The 23,964-nt window shown below is 48.6% G+C and carries 24 protein-coding genes, 1 tRNA gene and 1 riboswitch; of the genes, 21 read left to right on the forward strand and 4 right to left on the reverse strand.

What is annotated here, in order from left to right; all coding sequences use genetic code 11:
- Positions 1–113: 113 nt before the first annotated feature.
- A complete protein-coding gene (locus A1sIIB142_RS02055; RefSeq protein ID WP_095693470.1) occupies positions 114–794 on the reverse strand; it encodes a hypothetical protein in 681 nt (226 codons plus the stop codon).
- 295 nt (positions 795–1,089) lie between these two features.
- Between A1sIIB142_RS02055 and A1sIIB142_RS02060 the strand changes: the two genes are divergently transcribed.
- Positions 1,090–1,163, forward strand: a tRNA-Val gene (locus A1sIIB142_RS02060).
- A gap of 93 nt (positions 1,164–1,256) precedes the next feature.
- Here A1sIIB142_RS02060 and A1sIIB142_RS06640 read toward each other — a convergent pair.
- The 3 genes from A1sIIB142_RS06640 to lexA form a co-directional block, all read right to left on the reverse strand.
- Complete coding sequence (locus A1sIIB142_RS06640) at positions 1,257–1,379, reverse strand: hypothetical protein (RefSeq protein WP_257789624.1); 123 nt, start codon at positions 1,377–1,379, stop codon at positions 1,257–1,259.
- Positions 1,380–1,382: 3 nt separating this feature from the next.
- Positions 1,383–1,757: a hypothetical protein gene (locus tag A1sIIB142_RS02065; protein ID WP_095693471.1), complete on the reverse strand. Its 375-nt coding sequence runs from the start codon at positions 1,755–1,757 to the stop codon at positions 1,383–1,385.
- Between the two features lie 150 nt (positions 1,758–1,907).
- Positions 1,908–2,537: a transcriptional repressor LexA gene (gene lexA / locus A1sIIB142_RS02070; RefSeq protein ID WP_223299212.1), complete on the reverse strand. Its 630-nt coding sequence runs from the start codon at positions 2,535–2,537 to the stop codon at positions 1,908–1,910.
- Positions 2,538–2,685: 148 nt separating this feature from the next.
- Here lexA and A1sIIB142_RS02075 point away from each other — a divergent pair, with 148 nt between their 5' ends.
- The 20 genes from A1sIIB142_RS02075 to A1sIIB142_RS02170 all read left to right on the forward strand — a co-directional run bounded on the left by A1sIIB142_RS02075 (position 2,686) and on the right by A1sIIB142_RS02170 (position 23,960).
- Positions 2,686–3,045: a LysM peptidoglycan-binding domain-containing protein gene (locus tag A1sIIB142_RS02075; RefSeq protein ID WP_095693473.1), complete on the forward strand. Its 360-nt coding sequence runs from the start codon at positions 2,686–2,688 to the stop codon at positions 3,043–3,045.
- Positions 3,046–3,061: 16 nt separating this feature from the next.
- The gene (locus A1sIIB142_RS02080) at positions 3,062–3,352 is read left to right on the forward strand and encodes an AbrB/MazE/SpoVT family DNA-binding domain-containing protein (RefSeq protein ID WP_095693474.1); all 291 of its coding nucleotides are present in this window, start codon (positions 3,062–3,064) and stop codon (positions 3,350–3,352) included.
- Complete coding sequence (locus tag A1sIIB142_RS02085) at positions 3,352–3,720, forward strand: type II toxin-antitoxin system VapC family toxin (RefSeq protein WP_223299226.1); 369 nt, start codon at positions 3,352–3,354, stop codon at positions 3,718–3,720. Before A1sIIB142_RS02080 ends, A1sIIB142_RS02085 begins: the two co-directional genes overlap by 1 nt.
- Positions 3,721–3,919: 199 nt before the next feature.
- Positions 3,920–4,456 carry a transcriptional regulator NrdR gene (nrdR, locus tag A1sIIB142_RS02090; protein WP_095693476.1) on the forward strand — a complete coding sequence of 179 codons (537 nt, stop codon included), beginning with the start codon at positions 3,920–3,922 and terminating at the stop codon, positions 4,454–4,456.
- A gap of 3 nt (positions 4,457–4,459) precedes the next feature.
- Positions 4,460–7,309, forward strand: a complete 2,850-nt coding sequence (locus tag A1sIIB142_RS02095; protein ID WP_095693477.1) for a vitamin B12-dependent ribonucleotide reductase — start codon at positions 4,460–4,462, stop codon at positions 7,307–7,309.
- Positions 7,310–7,900: 591 nt separating this feature from the next.
- Positions 7,901–8,028: riboswitch (FMN riboswitch) on the forward strand.
- 13 nt (positions 8,029–8,041) lie between these two features.
- The gene (gene ribD / locus A1sIIB142_RS02100) at positions 8,042–9,040 is read left to right on the forward strand and encodes a bifunctional diaminohydroxyphosphoribosylaminopyrimidine deaminase/5-amino-6-(5-phosphoribosylamino)uracil reductase RibD (protein WP_095693478.1); all 999 of its coding nucleotides are present in this window, start codon (positions 8,042–8,044) and stop codon (positions 9,038–9,040) included.
- A complete protein-coding gene (locus A1sIIB142_RS02105) occupies positions 9,041–9,652 on the forward strand; it encodes a riboflavin synthase (RefSeq protein ID WP_095693479.1) in 612 nt (203 codons plus the stop codon).
- Positions 9,642–10,859, forward strand: coding sequence for a 3,4-dihydroxy-2-butanone-4-phosphate synthase (gene ribB, locus A1sIIB142_RS02110; protein ID WP_223299213.1), 1,218 nt, complete (start codon positions 9,642–9,644; stop codon positions 10,857–10,859). The genes A1sIIB142_RS02105 and ribB overlap by 11 nt, the downstream gene beginning before the upstream one ends.
- Positions 10,860–11,315: a 6,7-dimethyl-8-ribityllumazine synthase gene (gene ribH / locus A1sIIB142_RS02115; protein ID WP_095684542.1), complete on the forward strand. Its 456-nt coding sequence runs from the start codon at positions 10,860–10,862 to the stop codon at positions 11,313–11,315. It abuts the gene before it with no gap.
- Positions 11,316–11,407: 92 nt separating this feature from the next.
- A complete protein-coding gene (locus A1sIIB142_RS02120) occupies positions 11,408–12,460 on the forward strand; it encodes an NAD(P)-dependent alcohol dehydrogenase (protein WP_095674614.1) in 1,053 nt (350 codons plus the stop codon).
- A gap of 87 nt (positions 12,461–12,547) precedes the next feature.
- Complete coding sequence (locus tag A1sIIB142_RS02125; RefSeq protein ID WP_095693480.1) at positions 12,548–13,522, forward strand: quinone oxidoreductase family protein; 975 nt, start codon at positions 12,548–12,550, stop codon at positions 13,520–13,522.
- Between the two features lie 284 nt (positions 13,523–13,806).
- Positions 13,807–15,420 (forward strand): ABC transporter substrate-binding protein, encoded by a 1,614-nt coding sequence (locus A1sIIB142_RS02130; RefSeq protein ID WP_095693481.1) that lies wholly within the window; start codon positions 13,807–13,809, stop codon positions 15,418–15,420.
- 127 nt (positions 15,421–15,547) lie between these two features.
- Positions 15,548–16,417, forward strand: coding sequence for a carbohydrate ABC transporter permease (locus tag A1sIIB142_RS02135; protein ID WP_095674617.1), 870 nt, complete (start codon positions 15,548–15,550; stop codon positions 16,415–16,417).
- 3 nt (positions 16,418–16,420) lie between these two features.
- Positions 16,421–17,257 carry a carbohydrate ABC transporter permease gene (locus A1sIIB142_RS02140; RefSeq protein ID WP_095674618.1) on the forward strand — a complete coding sequence of 279 codons (837 nt, stop codon included), beginning with the start codon at positions 16,421–16,423 and terminating at the stop codon, positions 17,255–17,257.
- A 10-nt stretch (positions 17,258–17,267) separates the two neighbouring features.
- Positions 17,268–18,347 carry an ABC transporter ATP-binding protein gene (locus A1sIIB142_RS02145; RefSeq protein ID WP_223298183.1) on the forward strand — a complete coding sequence of 360 codons (1,080 nt, stop codon included), beginning with the start codon at positions 17,268–17,270 and terminating at the stop codon, positions 18,345–18,347.
- 2 nt (positions 18,348–18,349) lie between these two features.
- A complete protein-coding gene (locus A1sIIB142_RS02150) occupies positions 18,350–19,423 on the forward strand; it encodes an ABC transporter ATP-binding protein (RefSeq protein ID WP_095693482.1) in 1,074 nt (357 codons plus the stop codon).
- Positions 19,424–19,554: 131 nt separating this feature from the next.
- Positions 19,555–20,604, forward strand: a complete 1,050-nt coding sequence (locus A1sIIB142_RS02155) for an amidohydrolase family protein (RefSeq protein ID WP_095693483.1) — start codon at positions 19,555–19,557, stop codon at positions 20,602–20,604.
- A gap of 42 nt (positions 20,605–20,646) precedes the next feature.
- Positions 20,647–20,982, forward strand: coding sequence for a metal-sulfur cluster assembly factor (locus A1sIIB142_RS02160; protein WP_095693484.1), 336 nt, complete (start codon positions 20,647–20,649; stop codon positions 20,980–20,982).
- Entirely contained in the window at positions 20,973–21,890 is a 918-nt protein-coding gene (locus A1sIIB142_RS02165) for a hypothetical protein (RefSeq protein WP_095674622.1), read from the forward strand. The genes A1sIIB142_RS02160 and A1sIIB142_RS02165 overlap by 10 nt, the downstream gene beginning before the upstream one ends.
- 123 nt (positions 21,891–22,013) lie before the next feature.
- Positions 22,014–23,960 carry a hypothetical protein gene (locus A1sIIB142_RS02170; RefSeq protein WP_095693485.1) on the forward strand — a complete coding sequence of 649 codons (1,947 nt, stop codon included), beginning with the start codon at positions 22,014–22,016 and terminating at the stop codon, positions 23,958–23,960.
- The last annotated feature ends 4 nt before the right edge of the window (positions 23,961–23,964 follow it).

The following is a 23,964-nucleotide window of genomic DNA, read 5'->3' on the forward strand; positions in this document are numbered from 1 at the left end:
TGTGGTGATCCCCTTAGCTGTCAGTAACGATTGTGCTAAAACTAGTGCCCAGCGGTGACATTGTGAAAGGAATCCAATTTTGAATCCATGAATTTATGGGTTCGCTTGCTTAATCAAGCCTTTTCAGGCAGTTCAACAACCCCACCCAACACCGGCCGCGCCGCATCCGCCTCTTTCTCCAGCTTATGCAACTCATCTAATAGCGGTCCGTAGCCTTTCTCATTGACTACCGTGGCCGAGCCTAGGAATCTATTGAATTCTCGTCCGGTTCTCACACTAAAGCGCACTCCTGATGTCTTTTGTCGGTTTGAAACGCTCAGGAAGTAATCAGATTCATCATCTGTGGTGGAGGCCATGAGGAGTTTGTCGAAGTCCCATTCCCGAGTGTGGTTGGGGCCAGTGAAGATGAGCCGTTCGGTGGTGAGCATGACAACGCCTTGATCCTTATCCATCTGTTGCTCTTCACCAGGTACTACTTGTCCGCGCATCGCACCCACGCGAAAGCGAATGCCAGCACCTACCGGGATGCTGACCCCGGAGGAGCCACCAACGTATTGAGATGGCGTGCGACCTGTTTCATGAAAGATGCCTGTGGCAGACCAGAGTGTGTGCTCACCAGGTTTTTGCATCAGTGAGTTAGGCACTGAGTCTTCACCTTTGGATGCTGCAGTAAAGACGGTGATGAGTTTGGCTAGCGTTGCGCGATCATCTTCCCATTCGGCAAGTGCTGCGCTGTGTGCTTTAGCGGCAGCGCTTGCTGCCCGCTTTGCTTTGAAATCTGCGAAGAAGCCCATGGGGTAAGGGTAGTCACTGGCAGTGACAAATAGGGTTTGTGGGAATAAAAAACCCGCAGATCACTCTGCGGGTTTTTCTCTGTAGCTCGCGCTAGAGAGCACCATTGACTAAGTTCACTAAAGATAGCACTTAACAATGGCTTTCTCTCGTGCGTCTGCGAAACAGAGCACCTCTATGACTAAGTGCGATAAGGGTATCAAGACAATCCACATTTATTGATTCTTTCTCTTTAATCCACAGCAGTAAACAATCTCTGACTTTGCTATGGGTAACTCATTTACCTTCCGCTTGTGTCTCGCTGTAGCTCAGCGGATAGAGCACCTCTATGACTAAGAGGATGGCCGCGGGTTCAAATCCCGCCAGCGAGACGCACACTTAGAGGCCCCGGGACTAGTCACCTGGGGCTTTTTTGTTGCAATAAAAAACCCGCAGATCACTCTGCGGGTTTTTCTATGAAGCCCTTATTCGAAATCTCCACCACGACCGGTCAAGCGCTCACGCTTTTTGGATGGTCTATCTGCTCGCGTGACAAGAAAGAGAACTGCCACGGAGTAGATAGCAATGAGCGCTAGACCAATACGCATTATTTAGCCTAGAACTGCCCAGACAACGAGTGCGAAGATTCCTAGACCAAGTCCAACGATGGCGATAGCTGAAAGTGAGAGTAGACCACGTGAGTCAGCAATCTTCTTTGTGAGCGCGCTCTGTTCAGTTGCTGACTTGAGATCAGTCAGAAGTGCTTCAGCCTCACGCACAGCGGCGTATTGCGAGATGATGGCCAGGATTCCAGTTGCGGCAGCTACACCGATAGTGAGGTATTTAGCGCCATCTGAGGCGTTTTCAAAGGCGCCGATTGCAGCTAAGACAAAGATGCCGATCAGAACTAGTGCTGGTGCTACCTGTGCCTGAATGATCTGTGCGCGCTTTTGATTCCATAATCCAATTAAGTCTTGAGCCTTCATAGGTAACTCCCCCTTGTTGAGAAAACTACAGAACTTACTGTAGCGGCGCCCAGAATAGGGCAGTGGCATGGCCTGCGCGAGCGGAACGCGTGAACCAAAGGTAAAAACTTAACCCCATCACTAGACCTCAAGATGAGGTCTAGTTAAGAGTCAGATAGAGCGCAGTACCGCTGTGACTATTCCTAATACTTCACACCCATCACCATCGATAGGTGCAAAGTCGCTATTGGCTGGAAGTAACCAGATGTGGCCACCCTTGCGTGAGAAGGTCTTGACGGTGGCTTCGCCATCAATCATCGCTGCCACGATCTCGCCATTGTTGGCATCTTTTTGTTGGCGAATAACAACATAGTCACCATCGCAGATGGCGGCATCGATCATTGATTCACCTTTGACTTGCAACATGAAGAGATCACCTTTACCGACAAGTGATTCAGGTAGTGGCATGGTGGCCTCTACCTGTTGATCTGCAGTAATGGGAATACCGGCAGCGATTGCGCCAACTAGTGGAATAAAGCGAGTCTTATCGGTGTGGGCGCCGGCGCCGGTGAGATGCTCAGGTAGCACAACTTCCATGGCCCGGCCGCGGTTCTCATCGCGGCGGATGAAGCCCTTCTCTTCCAAGATATCGAGCTGGTATTTAACTGATGCGGGGGAGTTAAGGCCAGCGGCATCGCCAATTTCTCGCATAGAGGGGGCATAGCCCTGGGATTCGGATGAGGTCTTGATGAATTCAAGGATGGTGATCTGGCGAGCTGAGAGCTCGGGCTTTGTAGTCATACACATATTCTTCCACAGGTTGGGGATAAATTCAAACAAATGTTCGAAAATAACTTGCAGGTGTCGGTGGGGGCAGGTATGGTTTACCCATCGAACAAGTGTTCGAAAACCTTCCCCAAGGTTTAAGCAGTAGCAGGAGCTGAGAACCATGAGCGCTATAACCCTTACAAATCAAGGAGTTTACGCAAGTAACGCTAACTTCCGTCCGTCCGGCACCCAGTTAAATCGCCGTGGTCGTCTAGCTCGAACCCTCGTGGTGCTCTCTCTTGCCATCGTTTTAGCATCCCTTGTCAGCGCCAACGCTGGGGCTGGCACCGAGGTAGTTCCGGCCGCTGCCGGCTCATTTATCACCATCAGAGTGGCACCCGGTGAGACCTTGTGGTCACTAGCTGCTCGCGTTGAGCACGATGGGGATCTGCGCTCGCTGGTCTCAGAGATTGTTTCAGTCAACTCACTTGCATCAGTTGATCTCACAGCTGGCCAGAAGATCCGCATCCCGCTGAAGTAGGTGCTAACCTTTACCTATGGTTTCTAAGGTAAAGAGTAAGAAGAAAGTTTCTGCACCGAAAACTCGAGCCGGTCGTACATCCACAAGTCGTATTAGTTCTAAGAACCAAGTGACCATACCCGTAGATATCCTACGAACGGTTGGATTACAGGCAGGAGATGACGTGGAATTTGCATTCAATGACGCTGGTTTTATCGAGGTACGCAAAGTGGAAGAGAAGAATTTATTTCTTGAGCTCTCTCGCGTTGCGGGGGATACCTATCGCGGCTTTAACCTGGAAGAAGAGAGAAAACTTAATTGGGATTAGTGCTTCTGGACTCATCAGTTTTGATTGCAATTCTTAATCCGGAAGATAAACATCATCAGATTGCAGTGGATAGCTTTTCAGAGTCACATCGCTATCAATTCTCGGCCCTATCCATCACTGAAGTTCTACCCGCTGCCTTTAAGGCAGGTACCTCCCAGGCCGTCATGGGAAAACTGCTGCAGATAGCCACCGAGATCATCGCCCTCGATAGCAAGATTGCCGAGCTGGCAGCCTCGATCCGCGTGAGCCAAGGGCTAAAAACTCCCGATGCCATTATTAGCGCCAGTGCCACCCAGACCAAAGCCCAGCTCTGGACCCTAGATGCCAAGCTCGCCAAGGCTCACAAAGGCGCTCGCCTGCTGGCATAAGGCTCATCCAGCTGCGACACGCGAAAGAGGTCAGCGCTTCATCCTGCAGAGTCTCAAGAAATACTTTATAGTTCCCACTAGATGTAGGGGTCGAAAGCAATAAAACTTCCATAAGTAGTGTTTTTACGGTAGTTTTACCAATTCGCTAATACATGCGTTTATTGGAAATTCTAGGTATTTCGAAGGGAGACACGCCGAGATGATTTGCCCGTTCTGCAGACATGATGATTCCAGAGTCGTTGACTCTCGTCCGGTCGTTGATGGCACAGAAATCCGCCGCCGCCGGGAATGCCCTAAGTGCGGTCAGCGCTTTTCCACCCAAGAGGTGGCACTTCTTAACATCATCAAGCGATCAGGGGCCACTGAGCCATTTAGCCGCGAGAAGGTTCTTGTCGGCGTGCGCAAGGCGTGCCAAGGTCGCCCAGTAGATGAAGATGATTTGGTTTTACTAGCCCAGCGAGTTGAAGAGAGCCTTCGCGGAACCGGGCAAGCAGAAATCGAAGCTCAAGAGGTAGGAATGGCAATTCTTGCGCCACTACGCGAACTCGATGAGGTGGCCTACCTCCGATACGCATCTGTGTACCGTAACTTTGCCTCCCTTGAAGATTTTGAAGGTGAGATAGCACTTCTCCGCGCACTACCTTCAAATGCACGACAGGCAACACCAGCATCACAAGCATCACAAGTAAGAACACCAGAAAAAACATCATCACTTAATCAGAAGACGGGGAAATAACACATGTCAGAGACGGTCATCAACCGACCAGCATCGAAGTTTAAGACAGGCAAAGGTCTTACTATCGATCGTATTTACACAACAGAAGGCCTTCACCCATATGACCAGGTCACATGGGATCGCCGCGATGTTGTGCAACAGAATTGGAAGACCGGCGAAGTTGTTTTCGAACAACGCGGTGTTGAGTTTGCAGACTTTTGGTCAGTAAATGCTTCAACTATCGTAACGACCAAGTACTTCCGCGGAGCAGTCGGTGCTGAGAATCGTGAATGGTCACTCAAGCAAGTTATTGATCGCGTAGTTTTAACATATACAAAAGCTGGTAAAGAGTACGGATACTTTGCAACTGAGAAAGATGCAACAATTTTCGAGCACGAACTTACCTACATGCTCTTGCATCAGATCTTCTCATTTAACTCCCCAGTCTGGTTTAACGTAGGAACTGCCTCCCCGCAGCAAGTTTCTGCCTGCTTTATCTTGTCTGTTGATGACACGATGGAATCAATTCTTAACTGGTATCGCGAAGAAGGAATGATCTTTAAGGGTGGCTCTGGTGCCGGTCTTAACCTTTCCCGTATTCGTTCATCTAAAGAACTATTGAAGTCAGGTGGAACCGCATCTGGTCCCGTCTCATTTATGCGCGGAGCTGATGCCTCAGCTGGAACAATCAAATCTGGTGGTGCCACCCGTCGCGCAGCCAAGATGGTTGTCCTCGATGTGGATCACCCAGATATCGAAGAATTTATCGAGACCAAGGTCTCGGAGGAGCAGAAGATTCGCGCCCTGCGTGATGCTGGCTTTGATATGGACTTGGGTGGAAAAGACATCATCTCGGTTCAATATCAGAATGCAAATAACTCAGTGCGCCTTTCCGATAAATTCATGAGCGCTGTAGAAAAGGGCGAGCAGTTTGGTTTAGTTGGCCGCTCAACTGGTGAAGTGATTGAAACCGTAGATGCGCGCGCACTCTTTACCAAGATTGCCGAAGCAGCATGGGCATGTGCCGATCCTGGAATTCAATTTGATGACACCATCAATGATTGGCATACCAACCCAGAGACAGGTCGCATTAACGCGTCAAACCCTTGCTCTGAGTACATGTCACTAGATAACTCATCCTGTAATTTGGCTTCCCTGAACTTGATGAAGTTCCTGAAATCAGATGGTTCATTTGATGCCAAGACATTTGGAAAAGCTTCCGAGCTGATCATCACTGCGATGGATATCTCAATTTGTTTCGCAGATTTCCCAACAGCGCCAATTGGTGAGACCACTCGCGCATATCGCCAGCTTGGAATTGGTTATGCAAACCTTGGCGCGCTCCTTATGGCATCAGGTCTTGCCTATGACTCAGAAGGTGGCCGCGCACTAGCTGGTTCCATCACTTCACTTCTAACTGGCATCACATACAAGCGCTCCGCAGAACTTGCTGGCATTGTTGGACCATACGATGGCTTTGCCCGTAATGCATCTGCCCACACTCGCGTGATGCGCAAGCATGCTGCAGCATCGTCTGCCGCTAAGCAAGAGACCACACTCGATATCGATGTCTGGACCGAGGCAAATAAGGCATGGGATGCATGTCTTGCAACCGGTGACAAGAACGGCTGGCGCAATGCGCAGATCTCAGTTCTTGCACCAACTGGAACAATTGGTCTGATGATGGATTGCGATACAACAGGTATCGAACCTGACTTCTCACTAGTGAAGTTTAAGAAACTCGTTGGCGGCGGTTCTATGCAGATTGTGAACCAGACCGTTCCAGCAGCTCTTCGCAAGCTTGGCTACACAGATGAGACTACCGAAGCAATTGTTGAATTCATTGCCGCAAATGGTCACGTCATTGATGCACCAGGACTTAAGCCAGAGCACTATGAAGTATTTGACTGCGCACTGGGTGCCCGCTCAATTGCGCCAATGGGCCACGTGCGCATGATGGCTGCCTGCCAGCCATTCCTATCAGGTGCTATCTCAAAGACAGTGAACCTGCCAGAGGAAGCAACTGTGGAAGAAGTGGAAGAAGTTCACTTCCAAGCATGGAAGATGGGCATTAAAGCACTCGCCATCTATCGCGATAACTGCAAAGTCGGTCAGCCACTTTCTGATGGCAAGGCGAAGAAGAAGGATGCACCGGTAGAAGCAATTGCGGAACCAGTTCGTAAGCGTCTTCCTAAGTCACGTCCATCCACAACAACATCGTTCTCAGTCGGAGGCGCCGAGGGTTACATGACCGCTGGCGCATATGCTGATGGCGCACTCGGTGAAGTCTTCTTGAAGCTCGGTAAGCAAGGATCAACTCTTGCCGGAGTAATGGATGCTTTCTCAATCGCAGTATCTATCGGACTTCAATACGGAGTTCCACTAGAGACATTCGTTGAGAAGTTCACCAACCTTCGCTTCGAGCCAGCAGGCATGACAGATGATGCAGATATTCGCATGGCGCAATCCATGATGGATTACATCTTCCGTCGCTTGGCACTTGATTACTTGCCATTCGAACAACGTTCAGCAATGGGTCTCTACACCGCATCAGAGCGGGCAGCAGCCCTTGATAACGGTGGCGAATACGCACCAATTGCGAGTGCTGATACCCCAAAAGCACCTGCGGCTGTGGCGGCTCCTGCGGCTGTAAAAGCTGAGGCCCCAAAGCCGGTAGCGGTAAAGATTGAAGCAGCACCAGCGCAACCACTTGCATCAATACCTGTTCAAACAATCGGTTCATCATCTGATCTCCTAGAGTCAATGGGAATCAAATCTGATGCACCGCTCTGTATGACATGTGGAGTCAAGATGCGTATGTCAGGTGCTTGCTTTGTATGCGAAGGATGCGGAAACACATCTGGTTGCAGTTAATTCTTGTCCAACCCCGTTCAAAGGCCCCGTTGAGAAATCAGCGGGGCTTTTGCATTACGCAGAGTAAGAAAATCCCTCGACTTGGTTACAGGTTGGGGGATTTTTTCCTTCCCGAAGCGAAAAATTCACCGCCCTTAAGTTGAAAACTACTCGTAGGTGCTATCTTTTCGCATACGAACAGATGCTCCTCTGCGGACGGGTATTTGGTGGCCGGCAAGTCAGCTTTGATTTAATTCGAAGGTGGCTACCGGCCTCGTATGTAAAAATGGAACACCGCCTTGAGAATTCTCAAGACGGTGCCCAACTTCGATTATGCAGTATCCGAGTGCCCGTCGTTCTTGCGGCGGGCATTCATTATTTCCAATAACAGAAATATCAGTCTGCACACGCACGCAAGAATTTCTAGGATTTCTGATGTCTTCATAACTTCTCCTTATCTCTCATCCACCACAACATGTGGTGGAATTTCTGGGGGAAGTCAGTGACGGAACCCATTGAGAAGAGGAGTCGAAGCAGGCGAAAAATAGGTCTACGAGCGCTCTTAATTTCTAGAATTTTCGGGCCGTGTGGATAAGTAGTAGACTGTTGATCAGTTGTTATCGGGGTCGATGTAATTTCGAACCGGCGGTTATAGTCCGCGACCCGCACACATCCAGTGGGCGGTTGACTCAGTGAAACTCTGAGACCGACGGTTAAAGTCCGGATGAGAGATAACAGCGGAATCGGTGCACCATGTTTATCGATGACGCCTACGCGCATCTATGCTCGCTCAGCCGTGTCGGCTTGGGTGGCACATTCCCCAACCCAAATGTTGCAGCTGCTATCTATTCAGCAGATGGTGCGCTGATCGCCGATGGTTTTCATAACCGCGCGCAATCCGCCGATCACGCCGAAGTTGTTGCTTTAAAAAAGGCGGGGGCTGCAGCGCGCGGTGCCACGATGGTTATCTCACTTGAACCATGTGCTCACACCGGAACAACTCCGCCCTGTGCGCAAGCAATTATTGATGCCGGAATCTCACAAGTTACTTATGCCATTACTGATCCCAACCCGATAGCCGCCGGGGGAGCGCAACTTCTCACCGCTGCCGGTATCACGGTGGAACAGCAAAAGAGCGCCGAACTGGAATTCATCCAACGAGCATGGCTGACTAAGCAGCTACTAGGTCGCCCGCTGATGATCTGGAAAGTTGCTATGACACTTGATAGCAAAGTGGCGGCAAGTGATGGGACATCACAATGGATTAGTGGGCCCGAATCTAGGGATGACGTGCAGGTGCTACGCGCACAATCTGATGCCATTGTGATTGGAACAAATACCGCAATCATTGATAACCCACATCTAGTGCCTCGTGGTCATGCTGCTCGTCCAGTGCGCATCATTTGCGGAGAACAAGTGGTGCCACCTACCCATAATGTTTTTGATGAGCAAGCTCGCACCATTACTGTGAAATCAAAGTCGATTCCAGAGCTGATAAAGGTGTTAAGCGATGAAGGATTTAACCAAGTATTAGTTGAAGCAGGTCCCACACTGGGCTCTGCCCTGATGGCAACTGGAAATATCGATGAACTCATTATCTATCAGGCACCAAAGCTACTTGGCGCGGGTAAAGAATTTGTCAGCCATCTCGGTATTTCCACGCTGGCAGATCACATTGGCTTGGAGCTGATATCAGCTGCGCAATTTGGTAGCGATACCAAATCCCATTACCGAATTGTGAAGGGGCGCTAAATGTTTACTGGTCTTATTACAGAACTTGGCACCGTGCAAGGCATTACTCGCGGAGAAAGCTCTGCCGTCTTTACTATCACCGCACCACAGTCGGTAGCCGGCCTTGGCCTGGGCGACTCAATTGCCGTCAACGGTGTGTGTCTGACCGCGACTTCAATTACTGACGATTGCTTCACCGCAGATGTCATGGTGCAGACGCTGAAGCTGACCTCACTGTCTGAATTAGAAGTGGGTTCACCTGTGAACTTAGAGCTGGCGGCAAAGCTTGATATGCGCATGGGCGGACATATTGTCCAAGGTCATGTCGATGGTGTGGCCACCGTCGTTGCCCACACACCCGGTGAAAAATGGGCGCAGTTAGATCTCACAATGCCAGCAGAATTAATGAAGTATGTAGTTGCCCAAGGCTCGATCACACTCGATGGTGTGTCACTGACGGTGGGCGCACTCGATGATGCCACCAATGGCGTGAGCGTCTGGCTGATTCCAGAGACGCTAGCCAAGACAAACTTGTCCGCAAAGAAAGCTGGTGGGCTAGTGAACGTGGAAGTAGATGTTTTGGCCAAGTATGTCGAGCGACTACTGAAGAAAGGTGTTGCCGGTGGAAATTAACTTTGCAGATAGCCTAGATCGATTTAGACGCGGTGAGATGATCATCGTTGTAGATGATCACGAGCGCGAAAATGAGGGCGACCTCATTATGTTGGCCGAGTATGCAACGGCTGAGAAAACTGCCTTCATGGTGCGCCACACCACCGGCATTCTCTGTGTTGCAATTACGAGCGAGCAAGCGCGTCGTTTGCACCTTCCTTATATGGTCGAACAGAACCAAGATGTGCGAAAGACCGCCTTTACCGTCTCGGTTGATCTGGCCCAAGGAATCACTACTGGAGTCAGTGCGCAAGAGCGCACCGCAACAATTCGCGCACTGGGTAGCGCTAGATCGCTACCAACAGATTTCATTCGCCCCGGACATATTTTTCCACTGATTGCTAACGGTCAAGGGCTGGCTGCACGTAAGGGACACACTGAAGCCGGTGTGGCACTTGCCGAACTCACCGGCTCATATCCGGCGGCGCTGCTCTCAGAAATTGTGGCAGCAGATGGTTCGATGGCGCGCGGCCAAGAGTTACTTGATTTTGCACACGAGCACCAAATCCCAATCGTTTCGATTGCCGATATCTATGAGTACCAAATCAAGTTAGAACATGTGCCAACGCTAGTGAACTATCCGGCTTATGATTTTGAATGGGTCAAGGTTCAGTTGCGAAACGCTGAGTGGGATATTGCAACTTATCCATCACTGAAGCACCGTGAACAAGTAGTGATGCGCTTTGGCCGAGAAGAAAAAGTGCCGATGGTGCGTATTCACTCGGAATGCTTCACCGGCGATGTGGTGCACTCACAGCGCTGTGATTGTGGACAACAGCTAGATGCCGCAATTGCTGCCATTGAAGCCTATGGCTGCGGATACATTATCTATATGCGCGATCACGAAGGTCGCGGCATTGGGCTGACTGAAAAACTTAAGTCCTATACCTTGCAAGATCAGGGGCTGGACACAGTCGATGCCAATTTAGAGCTGGGCCATGTCATCGATTCTCGTGATTGGTCTGAGGCAATAGCCATCTTAAAGAACCTCAAGGTGAGCTCAGTGAAGTTACTCACCAATAACCCAGAGAAGATAGCTGCGGTCACAGAATGTGGAATCACCTGCGAGCAGGTCTCCCTTGCTATTGAAAGTAATGAATATAACGAGAAGTACCTATCTACTAAGCGCGATCGGCTTGGACATAGGCGCACCCAAGGGAGTAAATAAATGGCCGGTAACGCACCTGCAATCACAGTTCCGCAACTGCCTAAGGCAAGGGTGGCCATCATCTCTTCCTCCTGGCATCTAGATATTTGTAGTGATCTAGTTGCTGGTGCCACCCGTGCGCTGGAAGCGGCCCAGGTGAAGAAGATCAAGACCATCTATGTCCCAGGTTCTTTTGAGATTCCGTTGGCCGCCCAGAAGATGTTTGAAAAGGGATATGACGCAGTCGTTGCGGTGGGGCTAGTACTCAAAGGTGAAACCCCACACTTTGATTATGTCTGCCAAGGTGTCACCCAAGGTGTGATTGATGTGCAATTAAAATGGTCAAAGCCGATTGGTTACGGTGTGCTCATGTGTGAAAACCTCGAGCAAGCTATTGCGCGCTCGGGGCGCCCAGGCAGCAAAGAAGATAAGGGTTACGACAGCGCTATTGCAGCGCTGACACTGCTTACGCTCTAGCGCCAAGGGTGTCACCGCTTGAAATTTCTTCGCGCGGAGCCTACATTTGCGTCCCCACGGCGGGCAAACTTTTAGGAAAAGGAAAAGGAACAATGAAAGCATCAGTACTTCATAAATACGATGAGTCTCTTACTGCAAGTAACTGGGTCACATATGAGGATGTTCCAGATCCAAAGATTACTAAGCCAACAGATGTGTTGGTAAAGATTGGTGGCGCCGGCGTTTGCCGCACCGACTTGCACGTGATCGAAGGTCAGTGGCGTTCACGTATGGATCCAGATGGCAAGACCCTGCTTCCATACATCATGGGCCATGAGAACGCTGGCTGGGTGGAAGAAGTTGGTTCCGAAGTTGTTGGCCTTAAAAAAGGTGATCCAGTAATTTTGCACCCACGTCTATCTTCTGGTTTTGAAATTGAACACCGTCGCGGTGAAGATATGCACGGCACTGGAACTTTTCCGGGAGTAAGTGAGAACGGTGGCTACGCCGAAGCACTTGTCACCAGCGTTCGTAACATTGTCGCCCTTCCTAAATCACTCGCACCTAAGGCAGTTGCTGCCTATGCCGATGCTGGTCTTACCGCCTATCACGTTGCTAAGAAAGCATCTCGCACACTTTTGCCAGGTCAGTTTGTTGTGGCCATCGGTGCAGGTGGACTTGGCCACATTGGAATTCAATGCCTGAAGGCAATGTGCGCCGCTGAAATTATTGTGGTCGACATGTCAGATATGGCGCTTAAGTTGGCTAAAGAGAGCGGGGCCGATCACGTCATTAAGGCTGATGGCAATGAAGTGGAAGCTGTTCTGCAGCTGACAAAGGGCTTCGGCGCGGAAGCGGTAATCGACTTCGTGGGCGAGAAGGGTTCAATCAAGAAGGGTCTAGCAATGACTCGCGCACTTGGTAACTACTACATCGTTGGTTACGGTGAAGATATCCAGATTTCAGCGCTCGATCTCATTACAACTGAGCGCAATATCGTCGGTAACTTGGTCGGAACTTGGGCAGATCTCAACGAGCTCATGTCCTTGGCTGAGCGTGGATTAGTTCACCTATCAACCGTGGAGTATGCGCTCAAGGATGCCGATCAGGCGCTACATGATCTCAACGCTGGCAAGGTTAAGGGTCGCGCAATTCTGGTTCCTTAATATCAAAGTTAAGAAACCCAAAAGAAGTTCTCAGTAATACCTTGTAAAGTCTCGGAAGACCACCTCATCGAAGGAGATGAACTGCCAGTGAAAAAGATTGAAATCGCGCAGTTCGGTGGCTCCGAGACTTTGCAATTGGTAGATGCACCTACCCCTACTCCTACAGGTACCCAGCTACTGGTGAAGGTGGCAGCCGCTGGAGTTAATTTCGTAGATATCTATCAACGCAATGGAAATCCCGTTTATGGCATGACTACGCCATATACCCCAGGTATGGAAGGCGCTGGAGTTGTCGAAGCAGTAGGTAGCGATGTTAGGACAATCAAAGTTGGCGATCGCGTTGCCTGGACCTGGGCGCTGGGAAGTTACGCCGAATATGCAATCGTGGAGGAGGCGAAAGCGGCAATCGTTCCGTCGGGCCTTGAGTTAGAAGAGGTTGCGGCATTTATGTTGCAGGGAATTACTGGCCATTACCTCACCAACTCCACTTATGAAATTAAGGCAGGGGATATCGCACTTGTGCATGCTGCCGCTGGCGGCACCGGAAGTTTGATTGCACAATTAATTCTTCTTAAAGGTGGAACCGTCATTGGTACGACATCCACCGAAGCCAAGGAAGCAACTGTTCGAGCACTAGGTGTGCAACATGTGATTCGCTATGACAAAGAAGATTTCGTTGCCGAAGTAAAGAAAATTACCGGTGGCCGTGGAGTCGATGTGGTCTATGACGGAGTGGGTGCAAAAACTTTTGATCAATCACTACTTTGTCTAAAACCCCGGGGCATGATGGTGCTCTTTGGCGCAGCAAGTGGCGCGGTTCCACCATTTGAAATTATGCGATTGAATTCTTCTGGCTCTCTCTTTCTTACCAGGCCAACACTTGCCCATTACGTGGCAGATGCCGCCGAATTTAAGGGGCGCTGCGATGCGATCTTTGATTTATTACTCAAAGGCAAGTTAACGGTGCGCATCGATAAGCGCTACGCCCTGGGCGATGCGCATAAGGCGCATGATGATTTAGCTAGCGGCAAGACCAGCGGCAAGCTCATCCTCGTTCCCTAGCGCAAGCTGCCGTGTTATCAAATTGTTATAGAAATCGTGTTACCAAACCGTTATAAAGGCCACTGCACAAGCGTTACAGGGTGATAGCCGATGATCATTCCTCACGATTTCAAACTACCCAAAATATGAATTCTGCGTAATATTCGGATGCTGCAAAAGTTGCGAGGGAACTTCGGGGGAAATCTCGGGGAGAAGCTTGTGAAACTTGGAAGCGAAATTTCATCTGATTATCTTCAGATGAGTTTTAAACAACACTCTCAAGAAATATTCCTGAAAGGAATTTTATGTTCACAAAGAAAGTAAAGACTCTACTTGCCGTAGCGCTTCCAATTGCGCTTGCTGCATCAGTAGTAGTAATTGCACCTGCATCAGCAGGTGGCACTCTTACTCGTACACCAGGCCAAGAAGTTTCATACAAGGCATACGGTGCTGAGTACGCAAATGTTGCAACCACAGCTGATGGAGATGACGCTTGCTCTTGGTATGAGACATCAAAGAAGGATTACTCAGGTAAGACTCTTCGTGTCCTCACTCACGCGATCCCTAACATGGGTAAGCCAACAGCGCTTCACGCTAAGCAGTTCGAAGAGCTAACAGGTGGAAAAGTTGAAGTTGAGCACGTCTCATTCGGTGACCTCTACGCTAAGCAGCTTCGTTCATACCAGACAGATACAAACCAGTACGACGTTGTATTCAATGGTTCATACCAGATTGGTGATTTCCACTCTTACTACGCAAAGGTTCCAGATTCAGTAACCAAGGGCAAAGGTTCACTTGCAACCCTTACACCTCTTTACAAGGAACTTTACAAGTGGGATGGCGAGACCAAGCTCTTCGGTATCGACGCTGATCGTCACTTCCTCAAGTACCGTACAGATGTCTACGAGAATGCAGCAGCCAAGGCTTTCTACAAGTCAAAGACTGGCAAAGAGCTTGCAGTTCCAAAGACATGGAAGGAATACAACCTTCACGCAAAGACATTCAATGGCTACAAGGCAGCAGGTCAGCCAGCAGGAGTTAAGTTCACTGGAACAACAGAAATCACTCAAAAGGGTGGCCTCATGTTCGGTGCATTTATCGACCGCGTTGCACCATATGCAAAGAATCCAAACGTTAAGGGTGGATTCTGGTTCGATGAAAACATGGTTCCACAGGTCAACAACCCAGGCTTCGTTGCTGGTCTAACTGACTTCGTTGAAGCAACCAAGTTCATGCCAGTCGGTGGAAAGAACTTCGACCTTTCAAAGGAAATTGAATCCTTTGGACGTGGAGATTCACTTCTTTCTTACACATGGGATGATGCATGGTCAAAGTCAAATGAGCCAACAAGCCCAATCAAGAACAAGGTAAAGGCTGCACCTCTTCCAGGAGCTGAAAAAGTCTGGAACCGTGTGACAAAGAAGTGGGATACACCTAAGGGTGGAGTCAACTACGCGCCATACATCGCATGGGGTTGGTCATCAGCAGTAACAGCTGCATCACCTGCAAAGGCGATGGCATTTGATTACCTCTGCTTCTGGGCAAATAAGGCGAACCACAAGCTCGATCTCACCATCGGTGACATGGGCGTAAACCCTTCACGTACAGAAGACTTCACATCTGACTTCTGGGTAAAGGAAATGAACTGGGGCAAGCCAGCAGTAGATTCATGGCTCGGAACAATGCAGAACTACGAGAAGAACACCAACCGTGTGTTCGACCTCCGCGTTCCTGGCGTTTCTGACTACATGACAGCTATGGAAAATGCAGTTGCAAAGGCCCTTGCAGGTCAAGCAACACCACAAAAGGCACTCGATGAGGCTGCTAAAGAGTGGAATGCAATTACAAAGCGTGTAGGTATCACTAAGGTGAAGTCTGCATACCAGAACGTAATTGCGCTTGAAGATAACATCAAGTAAGTAACTCGTTCGAAGGTGTCGCGCGGTCAGATTTTTTGGCCGCGCGACACCCATGAGTTTTGCATAATGACCCGGGTAATGGTTTTATTGCCCCTTAATTAGCGGGCAGAAGTGGAGCAGGATCTCAGTGAAAAAAGGTTACCCACGGTTCTTTCTTCTTCCAGGCTTGCTCTTGCTTATCGCAATTATTATCTTCCCGCTTCTCTTCACGATTCGTGTGACTTTTTCAAGCTGGAACGTTTCTCAATCAGGACTTAATTTTATTGGTGGGGAAAACTGGGGCGAGATGGTCCGTGACACCCGTTACTGGGGCTCACTACTTAGACTTTTCTATCTCTCATTTTTAACGGTAGCAATTCAGTATGTCCTCGGCTTTGCCATCGCGCTCTTCGCTTGGAAGGGAATAGCAGCGCGCCGCTTCTACCGAGTTCTCTGGTTGGTTCCAATGATGACAACACCATCACTTATGGCAATCATCTGGCGTTCGATCTTCACCGAAGATATTGGTGCACTCAATGGACTTCTCACCCGTGTTGGCCTCAGTCCAGTTAACTGGCTCACCGAAAGTGGACCCGCGAACATTGCAATCACTATCGTCGAAGTCTGGCAGTGGACTCCATTTATGTTCTTGATTCTCTTGGCCGGACTTCTTAGCTTGCCGAAAGAACCATTTATGGCAGCGGCAATTGATGGCGCTAGTGCGTGGAAGACATTTGCGCGGGTAACTTTCCCAATGATGGCGCCAATCAGTATTGGTGCAATCATGATTCGTTTAATTGATGCCTCAAAGATCTTCGACTCCGTCTTTACTATGACGCGAGGTGGTCCTGGAAATGCAACTGAAACACCAGCGGCCTATATCTTCCAGCGCAGCTTGCAGGACTTCCAGATTGCCTACGGTTCCACCCTGGCACTGATGTATTTGATTCTCGCAATCTTGACTCTGACCATTATCGGAAAAGTCTTTGCCCGTCTATCGAAGCCTCGGGGGATCTAACTGATGTATAAAGTCTTAAAGGCAACCTTCATCACTATCTGGAGCCTCTTTGTTCTCTTCCCGATTATGTGGGCGATTACGACTAGCTTTAAGCCAGAGTCTGCCGTAGTAAATGGCGCAACCTTCATTCCATTCTTGGAGTTTCAACCAAGTCTGATTGGTTGGAAAGCAATCCTTCCTGGTCCAGATTCACTGACAAATCTGCTAACACCAACGTTGAACAGTTTTATCGTCACCGCAGGTGCTACTGCAATCTCACTGATCTTTGGATCATTGGCCGCCTACGGACTCTCTCGCTTCACCTACGGCTGGAAAAACTACAGCAACGCCGACATCATCTTCTTCTTCGTCTCCCAGCGCATCATGCCGCCGGTAGTTCTCGCTATTCCATTCTTCCTCTTGCTCAAAGAGCTTAAGTTACTTGATACCCACCTCGGATTAATCCTGGTTCTTACTTCTGGCTTGATGCCGATTGTGGTCTGGTTGATGGTTGATTTCTTTAACGCACTTCCACGCGAAATCGATGAGATGGCGATGTTAGAAGGATGTAATCCAATCCAAGCTTTCTTTAGAACAATCCTGCCGCTATCTAAGCCAGGTCTGACTGTCGCTGGCATGTTCTGCGTCATCTTTGGCTGGAACGATATCTTCTTCGCCCTCACACTCACCGCAACAAAGGTGCTTACCTTGCCGGTTGCTGTCATCGCCCTGAACGGCACTGTGACGCCTTATTGGATCCTGGCCGCCTCTACGGTCTTCTCAATTATTCCGTTGGTCGGGCTAGCCTTTGTGATTGAACGATTCTTATCTCGTGGAAACCTTGGCGGAGCTGTTCGATGAAAGGTATCAAGTGTCTTTAATACTTAAAAACGTCTCGGTAACTACCGAAAAAGAAGGCGTGATCCTGGACGATATCTCCTTTGAATTTAAGCCTGGCCGTATCTACATCCTGATTGGACGTACTACATCGGGCAAGACCTCGCTGATGCGCGCCATCGCCGGCCTTTTGCCTATCGATAGCGGTCAAATCACCATGAATGGTGAAGATTTTGAGGATAAGCCAATCTGGGAACGCGATGTTGCTGTGGTCTATCAGCAGTTTATTAACTATCCCAACAAGTCAGTTCTGCAAAATGTTGAGTTCCCGCTACTTCGTAAAGGGCTTAAGAAGTCAGAGGCGCGCGAAGTCGCCCTTGCTTCGATCAATAAAGTTGGGCTCAGTGACTACCTTGATCGCAAACCAGCACAACTATCAGGTGGCCAGCAACAGCGGGTGGCGCTAGCTCGTTCCCTGTCTCGTCAATCTCACATCATGTTACTTGATGAGCCATTGATGAACCTTGACTACAAGCTACGCGAACAACTTCGAGTTGAATTTAAGGAAATATTTAATTCTCAAAAAGATGCAGTAACAATCTACGCCACCACTGAACCTCCGGAGGCGCTCATTCTTGGCGCCGAGATCTTGGTGATGCACGAGGGTCGAATCATTCAATACGGCAGCCCAACAGAGGTCTATGAGCAGCCACAGTCGACCACAGTGGCGCGTGTAATCAGCGATCCTCCGATGAGCATCTTGCCGGTCTCACTCTCTGCCGGAGAAATTCGTTTTGGTGATGGTTATTCGCAACCAATTCCGGCGAAGATGAAGAACTTTAAAGAAGGCCATTATCAAGTAGGTATCCGGGCAAATGACATTGTCAGTGCTAAATCTGGTGGCGAAAAGGGAACCATCTCCTTGGTAGAAGTCTCTGGTTCTGAGACCCTGGTCTATGTTGATACGCCAGCCGGTGAAGTAGTTCTTCAAATGGAAGGTATCCACGACGTAAAAGTCGGTGAATCAATCTCGATTGAACTTCCGGGCAACCGTTTATTCCTATTCGAAACTAATGGGGCGCTCTGTGTCTCACCAGATAGCGCAGGGGAGTAACGATGGCTAAAATTACGCTCTCAAATATTGGGCATTCCTATAATAAGGATAAGGATCAATCAACCTGGGCACTTAAGCCCCTTGATATGGTCTGGGAGTCCGGTAAGACCTATGCCCTTCTCGGTCCTTCTGGCTGCGGCAAGACCACCATTCTTAACACCATCTCAGGTCTGGTAACCCCGCACCAGGGCCGTTTACTTTTCGATGATCAAGATGTTACTGATATTCCTACGGCGCAACGAAATATTGCGCAAGTCTTTCAATTCCCAACCATTTACAGATCTATGTCGGTATTTGAAAATCTCTCATTCCCATTGGTCTGCCGCGGCTGGAAGCCCGAGAAGATTAAGGCGCGAGTGCATGAGATTGCTGAGATCCTAGAGATCACAGATAAGTTGGGCCGCTCAGCGGTCAAGCTCGGCGCCGATGAGAAGCAGTTGATCTCACTGGGTCGCGGTCTGGTCCGCGATGACGTGAGTGCGCTACTGATGGATGAACCGCTCACAGTGATTGACCCACAATCTAAGTTTGAGCTACGTAAGAAGATCAAGGCTATTAATAAGATCAATAACTTGACCGTTATCTATGTGACCCACGATCAGTATGAGGCGATGACCTTTGCTGATGAGTTGCTGGTCATGAGCTTTGGTGAGGTAATCCAGCGTGGAACCCCAGAGCAGCTATTTGAAAAGCCTAATTCAAAGTATGTCGGTAACTTCATCGGCTCACCAGCCATGAATTTCTTGCCGGTGGAAGCTAAATCAAGTGAGATTTACTTTGGTTCGACAAAGTTAAAGACCGGCTCTGCCCACACAGCGGTCACAGGCAAGGCCATTGAAGTCGGAATTCGCCCTGAGTACGTTTCACTTGTAACGAGTGCGGGCGAGAATGTGATTGAGGCAGAGCTACTAGGCCATGATGACCTAGGCAGCGTCCGAGTCCTTAAATGTGTCTCTGGGGGCTCACCAATCTCGGTCAAGATCCCGCGCAGCGAAGGGTTGCCTGCTGGCAAGAACCTGTTTTTGAAACTTCCTTCCGAGAAATCCTGGCTCTACCAAGATGGGCATTTAGCCTAACTCTTCGTTACCAGATTGTTACATTCCATACCATAGAGCGCTGCAAATCACCTAATTTTCGCCTTGCGGACTGTAACGCTATGACTTACATTTTCCCAAACACATTTCGTGTGCAAGAAGAAAGGGAACACATGAAGGATGGAAAATTCGTTCTTGATGCGCATACCGGTTTCTGGGATGCCAGCAAAGAGAACATTAAAAATGAATATGGTTTAGCTTTCGCTGAAACATTTTATGCATTTCAGAGTGGCTTTAATCCACCAGATCCAAAATGGACAATGGACTTTGATAAAGAGTTCCGTAAGGTAGATCCAGATTGGTATCTCCACCACATGTTCGTACGTGGTGAAATGGATATGGCTATTCTTTCTACACAGGTGTTGATGGATTTCTATCACACAGGATTTACAAACTCAAAGCGCAATGCTGAGATGGTTGCTCGCGCACCAGAGCGTCTTATCGGTCTTGGTGGAGTAGATCCACGCGATAAGAACGCAACTCGTCACATGCGTGAGCAGGTTGAAGGCGATGGTATGAAGGGCTTCAAGTGGTACACCGCTGAATGGCGCGGAGAATCACGCGGTTGGAAAGCAAATGATCCAGCTGTATTCCCTTGCTACGAAGAAGCAATTGCAATGGGCGTTAAGAACATGCACTTCCATAAGGGCCCTGCTGTAGAGCCTCTTTCAATGGAGAAGTTCGACGTCTATGACATTGACGAACCATCATCACTCTATCCAGAACTTAACTTCATTGTGGATCACATTGGTCTTCCACGTTTGGATGAGTTCTGCTGGATTGCTGCACGTTCAACAAACGTGTATGCATCACTTGCAGTAGCAAACGCATTTATTCACAAGCGTCCACGCTACTTTGGTGAAATGATGGCGAACCTGCTCTTCTGGCTCGGCGAAGACCGCATCATCTGGGGAACAGACTTCCCAATTTGGTACCCACACTGGATTCTTGATGAATTCATGGAATACCAGATCCCAGACGATATCGCTGAAGAGTTTGGCGTTCAGCTAACTCCTGAAATCAAGGCAAAGATCATCGGTGGAAACGTCGCACGTCTATACGGCATTGACACCGATGCAAAGCTCAAGAAGATTGAGAACGATGAATTTAGCCAACGTCGTAAGGAATTCCTTGCGAACAAGGCTTCCTACGTCGGTGCTTAATTCTTAAGCGACCAAGTTAGTTACTAAGAAAAGAAAGAAGTCATGTCTACAACATCCATGAGTATCGAAGAAGAAATTCGTACTGCGGCAGGTAGTGTTCCCGATCCTGAAATCCGCAAGACCATGGCTCAGCTAGGCATGATCGATGAAGTAGAGCTGAGGGAGGGTGGTAACGCGATTATCCGTTACCACCTGACCTCGCCTCTCTGCCCTTCCCCTTTCGCCATCTCAATCGGCAAAGAGATACGTCGTCGCGTAGAACTAGTTGAAGGCGTCACACGCGCCACAGTTGAAATTCGCGATCACTTTATTGCAAAAGATATTGCTGCCAAGGTCAATGAGGTTGAGATTGCAAAGGATGCACCACCATGGCTATAAGGTATGAAACCGGCAGTACTTATTTTCCTGGCTATGAAACAGCCGAATCAGTTATTGAGTATTTATCAGCAGATGAAGTAGCGCGCAGAAGCCTTAAGAATCGACGCGAACTCTCACTGTTAGAAATTCCATCTGTTATGCGCGTTGCCTGTATTTTGGCTGAGCGCACTAGAAAACCAGATATTTGGATCCGCAGCGCAGTGACAACTCTTGATCGATTCGCGCGCGAAGTCTGCGATGGAGATTTAGAGGCAGCGCTCAAGGCTGGCCAAGCTGATCCACTCACAGCAGAGCTGCTGAACCAGAAGTATCTACAGCTGCACCAGGACCTTACTTCGGTCCAACTTGCGGCCCTAATCTTGGGACCAAAGCTGTGGTGGGCATTTCACGGAGTAGATGTTCCTTGGGTAAAGCAGTTCACCACCGTGCCACGTCCACATATTGCAAATAGCAAAAAGGGTGACTTTGACCCGGTTGTGCGTTTGTTAATGCTCAGCCTTGTTGGCACCGGACTTGATTTTGAAGAGCTGGAAAAGATTAAGGTCAAGGATTCTGGTTCATTAGATATCGATGGAAATATCGTGGAAAATCCATATAGCGATCCACTTGTTCTCCAGTTTGAGACAAGCGAGGGACCTCGTATCACCTTCTTAGGCGAAGAGGCTCGGGAAGCGCTCCATCAACAATTAGCTATCCGTAATCCAAAGTCTGAAGATCCACTCTTTGCAGATGCGGCAGATTTCAAGCGATTTATGGAACATGCTGCCACTCGTTCGGAGTCCATTATTGAGACCGTGAACGGTGTGAATAGCGAGCTATGCAAAACTGTCGGAGATTTCTTCCTTGAGTGGGGAATTCCAGGACGTAATTTCTGGAAAGAGAACGGTCTTACTCGTCCCGAGGATTAAGAGTAAAGCGCAATTGTTAACGCAGTGGTAAAGGGCCAGGCTAACTGGCTTTAAATATCAACTATTAGGGATTATTTCTCAAAACTCCTATCTAAATGGGAGTTCCTGGTTTAGGTTCCTATCATGGTTAGCAAAAAGTACAGAGTTATTACTGCGGCCATCTTGGCTTTTGCGAGTCTGGGAGCATTTAATTCTTTTGCTAACGGCTCGGAGCTGTCGGATGGAGGTTTTTTGCTGGGCAATCCTTGCCTTGGCAGCAACGAAACTTATACTTCAAGATCCATAGCTATTGACACGACAACCGAAGAAAAAATCGCTGGTATTTGCTATCCGTCACAAAACATTCCTACAACCTTTATTTGGACAAAGGATCAGAATTCGACACCATCATATAAATACCCTAAAGGTAAAGTAGCTTTTGGGCGTCTCATTGACGAAAATAAGTGCACACCTAATGAAAATCTGGAACCGTTCTTAAGAGATTTTCCTGACACCAAATGTGATTTGGAAAAGAAAGTCTGGTGGAGTAAAACGTATCTCAAAAAAATTGTTGTTGCAGATTTCCTACCGACTTCAACTCCAAGTCCAGAATCAACTCCAAGTCCAGAACCAACTTCAAGTGAGCCTATGGGACCCAAGCCGATAGATCTGGAAAACGGAATATTGGATGATGCTTCACCAGAGTTTGTTAAGTCTTCCATCTTGGCTGCCGCAACCTATTTGGCAATTACGACCTCTGCTGTTTTGAGAGCATCAATTCCAGTACCCTCTCAAAATTCGGCTAATTCACCAGGCCCAAACAATTCAAACCGGTCAAATTTTCCTGAAGTCATGGAGTTGCGTAGTCGCCGTGAACGCAAATTTGGTTCTGGTAAAGGGATGCGGGGTTTCTTTAACGGCCCGATAATTTCACTGGATAAATGGTCATTCTTTACTGTCAAAGTTCCCGCCTTCATCCGCAAAATTGGAAAAATCTCACCACCCGCAGCGACAATTTTCGGTGATGCTGATTATTTACGTGCATCCACTGGTGCATTTTCACTTATTTTGTATCCGGTTGCGCTTTGCCTAGGGATCTTTGAATACCTGGGTACAGATAGCACTGATAAAACTTCTCCAATTCCCTCGAAGGAGTTCCTGATTTTGGGCTTAATTCTTGGTTGCTTCGATGCGCTAGCGGGTGCTATTTCGGCCATTACTTTTGCCGTTTTATTCTTTTCCTTTGAGCTTGCAGGCAAGTCAGCCGGGATACATTGGCATCAAAATTCTGCAACTTTGATAAGTATCTTCATTCTTATAACTGGTCCTGCTCTTTTTGCTGGTGCCATGCGTCGTTTTGATGGAGTTCATACTAATCGGACGGGTAGATGGGAGCGACTTGTTGATTATGCGCTAAGTCCCATCGTTACAGCTTGGATTATCTGGAAGGTTCTTGAAGCGCTTCCGGAGATTGCTGGGAACGAGGATGCAATCTCGGCGAGTACCTGCAAATTGATAGCTGGCATTTCATGGGCTTTAATTGTGCTTAGGTATTTCGCAGAAGGAGTTACTGCCAAGCACTTCGCACTTCGAATTAATGAGATTGTGACAGAAGCTGTGCCAGTGCCAAGATGGTCAAGAGTTTTTCAATACCTACGCAAGGGAGCTTGGACTTGGCTACTTGCTAGTGTCTTCCTTGGGGCCATGACCCTGCCTACTTGGTTGCTTGTGGGTCTGGTGGTGCTACCTGGTCTTGCACTTATTCTTAGAATTAATCCGAGTGCAAGATTTGAGAGGTTTAATATCTCTGGAACGCCAAGGCTAGGACTGATGGTTGCTATCGGCTTAATTCTTACAGGGGTTATTGGCGATGATGAAGCTGATATGGTGAATGTGAAAGTCCTTGCAGTTGCACTTATTCCGGTGCTCTATTTCAGCATCATGGAAGCGCTGACTGAATCTAGCTTTAAGGCACCGGCGTATTTCTACAAAACTAGCATGGGAAGAATTCTTTATCGTGCTGCATCGATAGTCCTCTTCGGATTAATTCTCTTCACAATCTGGGATTCAGTCTTTAATGGACCTGCTTGAAATT

The sequence above is a fragment of the Candidatus Planktophila versatilis genome, assembly GCF_002288345.1.
In the GTDB taxonomy this organism is placed as follows: Bacteria; Actinomycetota; Actinomycetes; order Nanopelagicales; family Nanopelagicaceae; genus Planktophila; species Planktophila versatilis_A.